The sequence below is a fragment of the Methylobacter sp. sgz302048 genome (genome assembly GCF_052162025.1).
Lineage (GTDB): Bacteria > Pseudomonadota > Gammaproteobacteria > Methylococcales > Methylomonadaceae > Methylobacter.
Genome location: NZ_CP197401.1, coordinates 2112567 through 2125316, shown reverse-complemented (window position 1 = coordinate 2125316; position 12750 = coordinate 2112567). Strand labels below are relative to the sequence as shown.

Here is a 12750-nt window from a genome sequence, read left to right as displayed (position 1 = left end):
CGATTGGGGTATCATCTAGCGCTTCAATTTCAAACCTTAAGATCCTTCGAGATTTATTATGCCCCAATACCGTTCCAGTACTAGCACTTTCGGCCGCAACATGTCAGGTGCGCGTGCCCTGTGGCGCGCCACCGGCATGAAAGATGAAGACTTTTCCAAACCCATCATCGCTATCGCCAATTCCTTTACCCAGTTCGTGCCCGGCCATGTGCATCTGAAGGATATGGGCCAGCTCGTCGCGGCGGAAATCGAAAAAGCCGGAGGCGTGGCCAAGGAATTCAACACCATAGCCGTGGATGACGGCATCGCCATGGGCCATGAGGGGATGCTTTATAGCTTGCCTAGCCGCGACCTGATCGCCGACAGCGTGGAGTACATGGTCAATGCGCACTGTGCCGACGCATTGGTCTGCATTTCCAACTGCGACAAAATCACCCCAGGCATGATGATGGCCGCTTTGCGCCTGAACATCCCTGTGGTGTTCGTGTCCGGCGGCCCCATGGAAGCGGGCAAAGTTAACTGGAAAGGCGAAATCCGCGCGCTGGATCTGGTGGATGCGATGGTGGAAGCGGCCGACGATCGCATCAGCGATGAGCAAGTGGCTGCGGTGGAACGCTCCGCCTGCCCTACCTGCGGTTCCTGTTCAGGCATGTTCACGGCCAACTCCATGAACTGTCTGACCGAAGCGCTGGGCCTAAGTCTGCCCGGCAACGGCTCGCTGGTGGCCACGCATGCCGACCGTGAGCAGTTGTTCCTGCGCGCCGGCCGCCTGATCGTCGAACTGGCCAAGCGCTATTACGAACAAGATGACGCCAGCGTGCTGCCGCGCTCGATCGCGACATTCGAAGCGTTTCAAAATGCCATGAGCCTCGATGTGGCCATGGGCGGTTCCACCAATACCGTATTGCACTTGCTGGCGGCGGCGCACGAGGCCGGAGTCGATTTTACGATGTCGGATATCGATGCGATTTCGCGGCGCGTGCCCTGCCTATGCAAGGTCGCACCGGCTACGCAGAAATATCATATGGAAGACGTTCATCGCGCCGGCGGCGTGCTGGGTATTTTGGGAGAACTCGATCGCGCTGGCGTCATCAACCGCGAGGTGCCGACCGTGCATAGCGCCACCCTGGGCGCCGCACTGGAGCAATGGGACATCCAGCGTAGCCAAGATGAAGCAGTCAAGGAGTTTTTCCGTGCCGCACCCGGCGGAATACCTACCACGGTCGCCTTTTCACAGTCCCAGCGCTATCCGAAATTGGACGACGATCGCGCCAACGGCTGCATCCGCGACAAGGCGCACGCTTACTCGCAGGACGGCGGCTTGGCGGTATTGCACGGCAATATTGCGTTGGATGGTTGCATCGTCAAGACTGCAGGGGTAGACGATAGCATCCTCAAGTTTACCGGCCGCGCCCGCCTATTCGAGAGTCAGGATGCAGCGGTTGCCGGCATTCTTGGCGATCAAATCCAGCCGGGCGACGTGGTTGTGATCAGATACGAAGGCCCGAAAGGCGGCCCTGGCATGCAGGAGATGCTGTATCCGACCAGTTATCTGAAGTCCAAGGGCTTGGGCAAAGCCTGCGCACTGCTTACCGATGGCCGTTTTTCCGGCGGCACCTCCGGCCTGAGTATCGGCCACGCTTCGCCTGAAGCGGCCGAAGGCGGCGCTATCGGTTTGGTGGAAGAAGGCGATACGATAGAAATCGATATCCCCAATCGCCGTATCCATCTGGCCGTGTCTGTCGAAGAACTCGAGCGCCGCCGCGCCGCGATGATCGCCAGAGGCCCGCAGGCTTGGAAACCGGTCGGCCGTCAGCGCAACGTATCGGCTGCGCTTAGAGCCTATGCCGCCATGACCACCTCTGCTGCCAAGGGTGCGGTGAGAGATGTTTCTCTGGTAGAGCGAAAGTAAAAAGCTGTCCGTTGCACGCGGACGATGTCTGCTGGAGCTATACCCGTTGGCTCCAGCAAACTTCCGGACTTGAATGACTCGACAAAAATAGTTGATGCCTATGGGGCGCAAGTGAATTCGTACCTAAAGCGCATCGCAGGCGGTAGGCTGGGCTGCTAACCCAGCATTTCGGCCGCCCATGCCGGGTTTCTGCTAAAGCTCCAACCCAACCTACACAGGCTGGTAAAAGTAGGCAACTCGCCTTCAGGTGAGGTAAACCCGATTAAATAACTCCGTCGCACGACACTTTGCTAAACCGATCTGTATTCAACTGACTGCATAACATCAGTATTAATAACGCCATTCGACACAATCAGTTCAGATTATCCAGTACAGCCCCTGCCCAGGCCGAGAACTTGCCGGTGTAAGGAATAACCGTTAACCCTCTTCGTTCTCCGGAATGGTGAAAGATCTTATTGACTCTGCTGATTTGCGTATCATCGATAGCCAGGTCGATATAAAACACCACCTTGTTATAACCGTCGCTGCGGTCTTCCGCGAACTGTTTGAGAATCAGCCGCACTAGTGCGTCTTCTTCGGGCAGACTGTAGCCGACGATCACCAGCACAGTCGATTCATGCAGCAGCCGGATAACCTTCGGAAAGATGGCCTGAAAATAGTTTTGCTGATAATCCTGCTCATGCGACGGCAGCATGATTTGCGGCGGATTTAATTTCAGACTGGCGAAGTCTCTCTCGCTGTAATCGAATTCATAGCCTGCCGGGGTTTCATAAATCTCAAACCCGCCATTGATTTTCAGCAGATTATTGACAAAGCCATGATCGTGTATCGTTGTAGCCCTGCTTTTGCCGGAGCTCTGCCGCGGCGTGATCCCCCGATAGGTATATCGTAAAAATGAGTCATCCGGCCCCGCGCAATTGTCCAGAATAGCCTCAATGGTGGCATCGTAGTTTGTGGTGATGAAATGCGGTCTTACGCCTTCAGGCAAACTCTCTGAACCATCGGCATCTCTAAGCAGCCGTAAAAAAAGCTGCAGTATAGTCTGCTGGTCATCGGTCAATCGGGTATCGAAACAAAATTTGTCGAGATCAGGATTAACGGGGTACGTAGGCGCCATGTTTTTAAATTTTTCGACGATCAGCGCCTTGAGCTCGTTTTCAACAATGGCGATATTCTGTTCGTCCAGATATCTCGATCTGACGGCCGCATACTTTTTCATCATGCCGATCTGGTAAACGATGTCTTTAAAAAGCTCGCAGGTTATATCCAGTCCATGTACCTGATAATTATTGAGCGTAAGAAATTGCTCCAGAGCCCTGCCGCGAGGCATCCACTCCTCATATTTGAACTCAAACAACTGATTTTCCAAAGGGAATCGCTCATCCCACGACTTAGGAAAACCGGCTCCCAGAAAAAATGAAAAATTACACAACGGGGCTGTCTTCTTGCCTTTAAAGGAATGCTGTTCAACCAGGGATGCAAATGTTTTTGGTGAATTCATCATTTATCAATCTAGCATTTAATACTAATTGCAAGACATTTGATACGACAAGCCTAACAGAACTCTCATAATCTTCAGCCGTTTTGAATTTTGACTTTTACTAAATAATTAGACCAGTTCACATGCCATTGATTTCATTATCCTCTATCTTACTAATATTAAATTAGTGTGACATGATTGTATCCATAAAAGAAACAATTTATCTTATTTTTTATATATAGTTAATTATCTGCGCCACCTGTATAGTAATCTCATCCTCAAGAACAGCTATTATTTTTTACAAAAAACTGAAAAATGAACGATCTATCTAAAGATATTTTGACTGGTTTGGTATTTATAACAGGCCTTTACGGGTTTGTTTCAGGCGAATACATTATCGCGTCCACTCTATTTGCAACAGCCACCATTGCCAGCAACGTAAACCAGAACCGTAAAAGGAATAATGCGAAATTGATGTAATTATCCCTGAGCATTCGCTTCATATTGCTTCCCTCAACTATCATTTGATGACTCCCAGGGCATTGTGCCCGGGAGATTTTTAACTTCATTTTTCCTTTTGTGATGGCACCAGCGCATCCGTATGACGCTTAGACTAACCACTAGCACCATCCTGCCCGCTTGACAAACAGCCATACAGAAACAAGCGCGTGGCCTGCCGGGCCAAGATATCAATTTGCGCCTCATCCGGCGTTGAGTCTAAACCGAGCTGCAGCTTAAAAACCTTTTCACCGCGCAATGCGCTTATAAATTGTTCGGCAAGAAAATACGGATCCACGTCGGAAAAATAGCCGACTTTCTGCTGCCGGATAAAAAACTGCTCAAGATGATCCAGCGTTCTTTGCGGGCCTTGTTCATAGAACTGCATGGCAAGATCCGGAAATTGCAATGATTCGCCTATCAGTATGGCGCGTATGCGTACCGCATCCGGCCGCGTAATGCCGAGAAGAAACTGTTTGGCGAAAGCAATCAGCGCCTCCTCCGACCGGCCTTCCAGAAGCCCCTCCGATAGGACCTCGATAAACGGATCGCTGGCGCGCTTTATAACCGCGCCGAACAGCCCGGCCTTGCCGCCGAATTGATTGTAAATGGTGCGCATCGACACATGCGCCTCCCTGGCAATGGTTTCCAGACTCAGGTTTCCATAGCCGTATTCAAGAAACAGCTTGAGCGCCGTATCCAGCAACCGGTCACGGCTCTGACGCTCCTCGCCCTTACGGGGGCGCCCGCATTTAATCATTTGTTCACTCATAAAAACATTAGTTGACTCGGACTATGATCATACCGTAAATTAAACGGTAATATGTTTTACCATTTATTTTTTCCTTTCACATCAAGGTACAAAAGGGATGAAAAACGCAACACCCATATGGACTCTCATCCGTCGGCCAGACTCGCCAGGGATATCAATGCATTATGCACGGCAAGTTTTGCTGACTCTCATCACCTTATTGGCGATAGCCGGATGCGGCGAGCAGAACGATCCGGAAACCCAAAAAGCTCAAGGCCAAGCGCCCGGCGTCAAGATCGCCCAGCCCCTGGCTCAAGATGTTACTGAATGGGATGAGTACACGGGCCGCATCGAAGCCGTCAGTTCGGTAGACGTTCGGGCAAGGGTTAGCGGCTATCTCGAAAAGGTCAATTTCAAAGCCGGTGAAAAAGTAAAAAAAGGCGATCTGTTATTCCTGATAGACCCCAAGCCGTTCAGTGCTCAGCTGAACTACGCCGAGGCTGAGCTGGAACGGGCCCGGTCCAAGCGCGAACTGGCCAAGAATGACCTGGAGCGGGCCGAACGCCTGTTCCGCGCCAAAGCAATTTCCGAAGAAGAGCACGATGCCCGCAGCAAAGGCTTGCGAGAAGCCGCAGCGGCGGTTCAGTCCGCGGAAGCCAATGTTGTCACGGCCCGGCTGAACCTGGACTTCACCAAAGTACGCGCCCCGATTGACGGCCGCATCGGCCGCGAACTGATAACCGAGGGCAACCTGGTCAGCGGCGGCGGCGCCGATGCCACGCTCTTGACTTTTATCGTCTCCACCGATCCCGTCTATGTTTACGTGGATGCCGATGAGCGTTCGGTGCTGAAATATCGCCGTCTAGCCCAGCAAACCGGAGGCGGCCACATCGGCGCGCCCGTGCAGTTGGCCGTGGCTGACGAGATAGACTTCCCGCACCAGGGCAACCTCGACTACATTTCGCCGCGCGAGGATACGGCTACCGGCACAGTCACACTGCGCGGCGTGTTCTCCAACTCGGACGACCTGCTGAGCCCCGGCTTTTTCGCCCGCATGCGCGTGCGCGGCAGTGTCCCCTATCCGGCTATCCTGCTGCCCGACAAAGCCATCGCGACCGATCAGGCGCAACGCTTCGTCTGGGTCGTCAATAAAGACAACCAGGTGGAATACCGCAAAGTGACGCTGGGCGCCCGCATCGGTCAGTCGCGCGTGATCAAGGAAGGCGTGAAAGCCGAGGAATGGGTCGTCGTCGAAGGCCTGCAAAAACTCAGACCGGGCATTAAGGTGAATCCGGAACGTATCTCGCTCGCCGAGCAGCCGATAGAGCAATAAATCATGAATCGCTTCACTCACTTTTTTATTGATAGGCCGATCTTTGCATCGGTCTTGTCTATTCTGATTGTTCTGGTCGGCAGTCTGGCGCTGATTGGCCTGCCTATTGCCCAATATCCGGAGATCGCGCCGCCCACTGTCGTCATCAGCGCAACCTATCCCGGCGCCAATGCCCAGGTTGTGGCCGAAACCGTGGCGACGCCCATCGAGCAGGAAGTCAACGGCGTCGAGGACATGCTGTACATGTCCTCGCAGTCCACCAACAGCGGCTTCATGGCCCTGACGGTGACATTCAAGCCGGGCACCAACCTGGACAAAGCCCAGGTGCTGGTGCAGAACCGCGTGGCGCTGGCCGAGCCCAAGCTGCCTGAAGAAGTCCGGCGGCAAGGCATCAGCGTCAAGAAACGCAGCCCCGACCTGAGTCTGGTCGTCAACCTGGTCTCTCCGGACAAGCGCTACGACAGCGTTTACCTGAGCAACTATGCGTTGCTGCAAATCAAGGATACGCTGGCGCGGCTGCCCGGCGTCGGTGAAATCATGGTGTTCGGCGCCCGCGACTACAGCATGCGGCTCTGGCTGAACCCCGAGCAGGTAGCATCCCGCAATATGACTGCCAGCGACGTGATCAACGCCATCCGCGAGCAGAATATCCAGGTAGCGGCCGGCGTGGTCGGCCAGCCGCCTTACAAGGAAAGCACCGATTTTCAGTATACCGTCAGCACGCTCGGCCGGCTCATGGAGGCCGAGCAGTTCGCCGATATCGTGATCAAGAAAGGCGAAGACGGCCAGATAACCCGGCTCAAGGACGTGGCCCGCATCGAGCTGGGCGCCAAAGACTACAATTCGGGATTGTTTCTGGACGGCGATCCCACCGTGGGTCTGGCCATTTTCCAGCTGCCGGGCTCCAACGCGCTGGATACCAAAAAAGCCGTCGTCGAAACCATGGAAAGGCTGAAGACGCGCTTCCCTGAAGGCCTTGAATACAACATGGTCTACGATACCGTCGTCTTCATCCAGCAATCCATCAGCGCCGTCGTCAAGACGCTGTTCGAAGCGATATTGCTGGTCGTGGTCGTGGTTGTGATATTCCTGCAGAACTGGCGCGCCACGATTATTCCTCTGCTCGCCGTGCCGGTCTCGCTGATCGGCACATTCGCCGTCATGGCGGCCATGGGCCTGTCCTTGAACACCCTGTCGCTGTTCGGCCTGGTGCTGGCCATCGGTATCGTCGTGGACGACGCCATCGTCGTCGTGGAAAACGTGGAGCGCCACATTTCCATGGGCCTGTCGGCTCGGGAGGCTACGCGCAAGGCCATGGACGAGGTCGTAGGCCCCATTATCGCCACGGCCCTGGTTTTGATCGCCGTGTTCGTGCCGACAGCTTTTATTACCGGCGTATCCGGCGCATTCTACAAGCAGTTCGCATTGACTATCGCCGTCTCGGCGACCATCTCGGCGTTTAATTCATTGACCCTGAGCCCTGCCCTGTGCGCACTGCTGCTGGATCGGGCGCACGGCGACAAAGACAAGCTCACGCGGATGATCGACCGCCTGTTCGGCTGGTTTTTCAACGGCTTCAACAAGTTCTTCGACCGGTTCAGCGAAGGCTACTCGCGCCTGGTCGGGCGGCTGATCCGCATGACTGTGGTCGTGCTAGCGCTCTATGTGGGGCTGAACGGGCTCAACTTCCTGGCTTTCGAAAAAGTGCCGACCGGCTTCATCCCGCAGCAGGACCAGGGTTATCTGATTCTGTATGCGCAACTGCCCGATGCGGCTTCGCTGGAGCGTACTCAGGAAGTGGTCCAGCAGGCAACGCGCATCGTGCTGGAGACCGAAGGCGTCAAGCATTTGAATGCCTATGCCGGTTTCTCGATCCTGAGCGGCTCCAGCCAGTCCAATGTCGCCACGATGTTCGCCCGGCTTAATGACTTCGAGCAACGGGCCGGCCGCGAAAATCTGCATGCCGATGCCGTGATTAAAAATCTCCAGCAGCGTCTCGCGCAGATCAAGGATGCCCATATCGCCGTGTTTGCGCCGCCGCCGATCCGGGGCATGAGCTCGGTGGGCGGTTTCAAGCTGCAAATCCAGGATCGAACCGCGGCCGGCATTGATGCCTTGCAGCAGGTGAACTCGGAACTGATCGCCAAAGGCAACCAGCAGCCCGGCCTGGTGGGACTGTTCTCGACTTTCCGCTCCGGCGTCCCGCAACTGTTCCTGGACGTCGACCGCGCGCGCGCCAAATCCATGGATGTGCCTTTGAAGGAAGTCTTCGACACGCTGCAAATTTACCTAGGCTCGCTCTATGTCAATGATTTTAACCGCTTCGGACGAACTTACCAGGTTATGGCGCAGGCCGATTCCGAGTTCCGCATGAAGCCTGAAGACATTGCCGAGCTCAAGACGCGCAATCAGCAAGGCGGTATGGTGCCGCTCGGCTCACTGGTCAATGTCAAGGAAATTACCGGACCGGACAAGATCACGCGCTACAACATGTATCCGGCGGCCGAGATCAACGGCGGCACGCTGCCCGGCGTCAGCTCCGGCCAGGCTATCGACATCATGAGCCAGCTGATGAAAGCGGAGCTGCCGCCCGGGTTCGACTTTGAGTGGACCGAGCTCAGCCTGCAGCAGGTCCTGGCCGGCAACGTGGCCTTGCTTGTTTTCCCGCTCAGCGTTATCTTCGTGTTTCTGGCGCTGGCAGCCCAATACGAAAGTTGGTCGTTGCCGTTCGCAGTGATCCTGATCGTGCCGATGTGCATTCTGTCGTCCATGACCGGCGTGTGGTTGAGCCATATGGACAACAATATCTTCACGCAGATCGGCTTTATCGTACTGGTGGGGCTGGCCAGCAAGAACGCGATTTTAATCGTGGAATTCGCCAAGCAGCGGCAGGAAAGCGGTCTCAACCGCTTCGAAGCCGCCGTGGAAGCCTCCCGAATCAGATTGCGCCCAATCTTGATGACCTCGTTCGCCTTCATCATGGGCGTGTTTCCGCTGGTGGTGTCCGAAGGCGCGGGCGCAGAGTCGCGGCGACTGCTGGGCACGGCCGTGTTCAGCGGCATGATTGGCGTAACCCTGTTCGGCTTGTTGCTGACGCCGGTCTTCTATGTGACCGTACAGGCGCTGGCGCAGCGCCTGCGGCCAGCCAGAGCCAAGACCGGCAATTTGCCGATTCATGAGCCTTCTTCCGGTACCGAACTATGATCCAGTACAGAACCCAATCCCGCGTCGTCATGGCCCTGCTGACCGCCGCGCTGGTGAGCGCCTGCGCGGTCGGCCCGGACTATGAAAGGCCGAAAACCGATATGCCCCAAACCTTTCACCACGGCAGCCAGCCCGAATTTTCCCAGAAAGGCATAGAAGTCAGCTGGTGGAAGCTGTTTGATGACAAGCAGCTGACGGCGCTGGTAGACCAGACGATACAGCACAACCGCGACCTGGAAACAGCCCGCGCCAACCTGCGCGAAGCACGGGCGCTCTATATGGAAGCGGGCCTGAACCTGTTCCCCATTATCAGTTCGCACGCCAATTATAACGAACAGAAACGCAGCGTCGGCTCTTTGAACAACCGTGCCTTTGTGCCGCGCGAACTGAAACTGTACAACATCGGTTTCGATGCTTTCTGGGAAGTCGATTTTTTTGGCCACGTACGCCGCAATGTCGAAGCGAGCAGCGACGAAGTCGAAGCGCAGGAAGCCAGCCTTCGGGATCTCAGCGTCAGCCTGATCGCCGAGGTAGCCAGAAATTACTTTGAACTGCGCGGCCTGCAAAACCAATTGGCCGTAGCCAGGAAGAACGCCGAAAACCAGACCCAGACACTGGAAATAACGCGCATCCGGCTTGAAAACGGGCGCGGCACGGAACTCGATACCTCAAGAGCCCAGGCTCAGCTTGATTCCACGCGGGCCATCATCCCGCCGATAGAGAGCGCCATTTTCAGAGCTATCCATCGGCTCGGCGTACTGACCGGACAATTGCCGGATGCTCTGACCAAGGAACTGGAACAGCCTGTGCCAATGCCTAAGATTCCTGAGCTCATCCAGATAGGCAATCCCGAAGAACTGCTGCGCCGGCGGTCCGATATTCGTATAGCCGAACGCACGCTGGCAGCCGCAACGGCTCTCGTCGGCGTCGCCACGGCCGATCTTTTCCCGCGCGTCACCTTTGTCGGCACTATTTCTCTTGAGGCTAACACCCTGTCGGGCCTCGGCGCGGCAGGCTCGGACACCTACTCCGTCGGCCCCAGAATCAGTTGGGCCGCGCTGGACCTGGGCCGTGTGTATGCACGCATCAAGGCCGCCGATGCCAGCGCCGAGGCCAGCCTGGCTCAATACGAGCAAACGGTGCTGAATGCTTTGGAGGAAACGGAAAATGCATTGGTTAACTATAATCGCGAGCGAGCCCGGCGAGCATTGCTCACCACAGCCGCTAAAGCCAGCGAAAGAGCCCACCAGCTGGCGCATTTGCGTTTCCAGGAGGGCGTAACTGACTTTTTGACCGTGCTGGACACCGAACAACGCCTGTTACAAGACCAGGATCGTCTGGCACAGAGCGAAACCGCCACGGCGACTGCGCTGGCGGCGCTTTACAAAGCGTTGGGCGGCGGTTGGGAATCGACTGTGGCGTTGGAAAGACCTGATCGACTGCTGCCTTAGAAAAACTGGCTGCTGGGAAAGCTTGCCGCGAATGCGATACAGCGTAATCGCAAATCGCGGCATCCATAACTAGACAGGCTGTTGGCCCGACTTAGGATTAGACCCGTATTGATTGTCGCCGGGCTGGCTGTCCTGCGCGAAAAAGAAAATCAGAACCAAAACGCCGAGAACAGGAATCAGTGAAAGCAACTGCCACCATCCGCTACGCCCTGTATCATGCAATCTCCTCGCTCCCACGGCCAAAGATGGAACCAGCATGGCCAGCGTATAAATCCCGCTGAATAATCCGGTACCCGTTTGCTCATTAAAAGCCCCTGTCACTTGATCAACGACGGACAAGGCAAAATAAATGAGCAAATAGAACAGCATGAAATACCAGAATTCCTGCCGCTGCGCCCGTCCGTCAAACACGGCATATTTATTCTTCACTGCTTCCAGATACCAATTCATAACGTTCTCCTAGAAAATATATTAATACTTAATACTATCGCATTTCAGTACAGTCGAGTCAGCTTAATATTCTAATGCTACCGGCCACCCTGACGCGACTACTGTGAATTCTTCAGGTCTCATTCGCCAGGAATAAAAATGGTTCTGTTGCATTAGTAACTGATGTTGCGCAGTTGTAGATATCGAATTCACTTGTGCCCTTGTGGCAGCCTTCAGCATCATTTCGCTCGATTTCAGCAAGCGTCAGGGCGGCTAATGCCTTGGTCGGCGGAATCTTGAATCGGAATAACCGTACAAATCCACGGTCGGATCCGCACAGTGCGGATTGACTGCCCATATGGCGCGGGCCAAGCCGGAAACAGGTTCGGACCCGCGGATATCCGACCAATGGTTCTCGCACAGCTTAATCAAGGTTCGCTGCAGAGCCACAAGCGCTTACTCCGACATTCGCCTTAAGCGTCTTCGCGCTTCGCTTTCCATAAGAGAGTTTTGTCATAGTGCTTACCTTACTTGGTTCATGCCGAGCCTTTGCTGAGCGCTACAGTTCCCTGTTTGCATCGATGGCCGGGGAGCAGCTTTTTGTCGTTTGTTCAGCGCGTTGAAGCATCATCTTCAGGCTGATACCCGATTTCTGCCACGACATTGGAAATATCCCAGAACCGGTCTCTGTTGTTCGAAACTCCGTAATAAATCGCAAACTGGACTTCAGCCAAAAGACTCTTCTTCACCAATTGCACGAGATCCCGGTGGCTGAGCCATACGCTCTGGCTGCGGGCAACCTTAGTCGGATCATCGTCCTTTAGTACCGAGCCAATGCGGAGACATACCGACTCGAGGCCGTGAAGGTCATAATACATTCTGGCAATCGCCTCACCGGCAACCTTGCTGACGCCATAGTATCCGTCCGGGCGAATGGGATCTTGCGTCGTGATTTTGACCGGGCTTGCCTGGATATGCAGGCTTGGAGGAAAACCTTCGTAAGCCCCTGTAACGTGGTTTGAACTTGCGAATATTATTCGCTTAACCTTATGAGCCTTTGCCGCCTCATAGACATTCCGGGTCCCGACAACATTGTTCATCAGTGCTGATTGCCAGTCTGCTTCAACACGCGGATCGCCTGCCAGATGAACCACGCAAGCAAACTCAGGGATTCGTTCAAATACGGCATTTATTTGCTCGAAGTTTGAAATATCGGCTCGAAATACGTTTCCAGTCTGTTCATCCAGGCAAATATCGACGCCATGGAGTTCGAATGCGTCCGCCAGGCCGCGCCACAGAATTTTGCCGATCAAACCGCTGTGGCCGGTGATCAATAATTTCGGAAGTGTCATCGGTTTCGTCTCCTGGTAAGATATCGGCTCGCCGCATCCCGCTAACGGCTGATCATAAATTTCACATATCCACCCTCTTCAGACCGCTGACAACCATAAAATGGTCCTCAGCAGGTGCTAATTCATTTATGCCCTTTGGGTACTTGTGCATTCGCACGGCATAAAGATCGCCCGCGTTTCCGGGCACCTCAGGCTGAATATCTTATAAGGCGCAAGTTAATTCGACCTTACAGGCACATGATATAAAGGCAAATTGCCTGCGCGGCAAAAGCCTCAGTGCTCATGCTCTTCTCTTGCCAGAACTAAATGCTGTGGTTTAGTCTAACCGTTAACGCTACAT

8 protein-coding genes are annotated in these 12750 nt (G+C 54.6%); 4 read left to right on the top strand and 4 right to left on the bottom strand.

Going from position 1 to position 12750, the window contains the following annotated elements; genetic code table 11:
• Positions 1-58 precede the first annotated feature (58 nt).
• On the top strand, positions 59-1912 hold the full coding sequence (gene ilvD, locus ACTNE6_RS09640; RefSeq protein ID WP_442499518.1) for a dihydroxy-acid dehydratase: 1854 nt from the start codon (positions 59-61) through the stop codon (positions 1910-1912).
• Positions 1913-2264: 352 nt separating this feature from the next.
• Here ilvD and ACTNE6_RS09635 read toward each other — a convergent pair whose 3' ends face one another.
• Together ACTNE6_RS09635 and ACTNE6_RS09630 are read right to left on the bottom strand one after the other, a co-directional pair.
• Positions 2265-3416: an SIR2 family protein gene (locus tag ACTNE6_RS09635; protein ID WP_442499517.1), complete on the bottom strand. Its 1152-nt coding sequence runs from the start codon at positions 3414-3416 to the stop codon at positions 2265-2267.
• Positions 3417-4005: 589 nt separating this feature from the next.
• Positions 4006-4650: a TetR/AcrR family transcriptional regulator gene (locus tag ACTNE6_RS09630; RefSeq protein WP_442499516.1), complete on the bottom strand. Its 645-nt coding sequence runs from the start codon at positions 4648-4650 to the stop codon at positions 4006-4008.
• A gap of 169 nt (positions 4651-4819) precedes the next feature.
• Between ACTNE6_RS09630 and ACTNE6_RS09625 the strand changes: the two genes are divergently transcribed.
• The 3 genes from ACTNE6_RS09625 to ACTNE6_RS09615 are packed head-to-tail and all read left to right on the top strand — an operon-like array spanning position 4820 to position 10629.
• Complete coding sequence (locus ACTNE6_RS09625; RefSeq protein WP_442499515.1) at positions 4820-5974, top strand: efflux RND transporter periplasmic adaptor subunit; 1155 nt, start codon at positions 4820-4822, stop codon at positions 5972-5974.
• Between the two features lie 3 nt (positions 5975-5977).
• Positions 5978-9178 carry an efflux RND transporter permease subunit gene (locus tag ACTNE6_RS09620; RefSeq protein ID WP_442499514.1) on the top strand — a complete coding sequence of 1067 codons (3201 nt, stop codon included), beginning with the start codon at positions 5978-5980 and terminating at the stop codon, positions 9176-9178.
• Positions 9175-10629: an efflux transporter outer membrane subunit gene (locus tag ACTNE6_RS09615; RefSeq protein ID WP_442499513.1), complete on the top strand. Its 1455-nt coding sequence runs from the start codon at positions 9175-9177 to the stop codon at positions 10627-10629. Before ACTNE6_RS09620 ends, ACTNE6_RS09615 begins: the two co-directional genes overlap by 4 nt.
• A 69-nt stretch (positions 10630-10698) precedes the next feature.
• Here the strand turns inward: ACTNE6_RS09615 and ACTNE6_RS09610 are convergent, their stop codons facing one another.
• Together ACTNE6_RS09610 and ACTNE6_RS09605 are read right to left on the bottom strand one after the other, a co-directional pair.
• Entirely contained in the window at positions 10699-11079 is a 381-nt protein-coding gene (locus ACTNE6_RS09610) for a DUF805 domain-containing protein (protein WP_442499512.1), read from the bottom strand.
• A 590-nt stretch (positions 11080-11669) separates the two neighbouring features.
• The gene (locus ACTNE6_RS09605) at positions 11670-12410 is read right to left on the bottom strand and encodes an NAD-dependent epimerase/dehydratase family protein (protein WP_442499511.1); all 741 of its coding nucleotides are present in this window, start codon (positions 12408-12410) and stop codon (positions 11670-11672) included.
• Positions 12411-12750 lie beyond the last annotated feature (340 nt).

Bases quoted from the DNA above. Each gene is read 5' to 3' on its own strand.
- ilvD (WP_442499518.1), top strand. From the start codon at position 59: ATGCCCCAATACCGTTCCAGTACTAGCACTTTCGGCCGCAACATGTCA.
- ACTNE6_RS09635 (WP_442499517.1), bottom strand. From the start codon at position 3,416: ATGATGAATTCACCAAAAACATTTGCATCCCTGGTTGAACAGCATTCC.
- ACTNE6_RS09630 (WP_442499516.1), bottom strand. From the start codon at position 4,650: ATGATTAAATGCGGGCGCCCCCGTAAGGGCGAGGAGCGTCAGAGCCGT.
- ACTNE6_RS09625 (WP_442499515.1), top strand. From the start codon at position 4,820: ATGCATTATGCACGGCAAGTTTTGCTGACTCTCATCACCTTATTGGCG.
- ACTNE6_RS09620 (WP_442499514.1), top strand. From the start codon at position 5,978: ATGAATCGCTTCACTCACTTTTTTATTGATAGGCCGATCTTTGCATCG.
- ACTNE6_RS09615 (WP_442499513.1), top strand. From the start codon at position 9,175: ATGATCCAGTACAGAACCCAATCCCGCGTCGTCATGGCCCTGCTGACC.
- ACTNE6_RS09610 (WP_442499512.1), bottom strand. From the start codon at position 11,079: ATGAATTGGTATCTGGAAGCAGTGAAGAATAAATATGCCGTGTTTGAC.
- ACTNE6_RS09605 (WP_442499511.1), bottom strand. From the start codon at position 12,410: ATGACACTTCCGAAATTATTGATCACCGGCCACAGCGGTTTGATCGGC.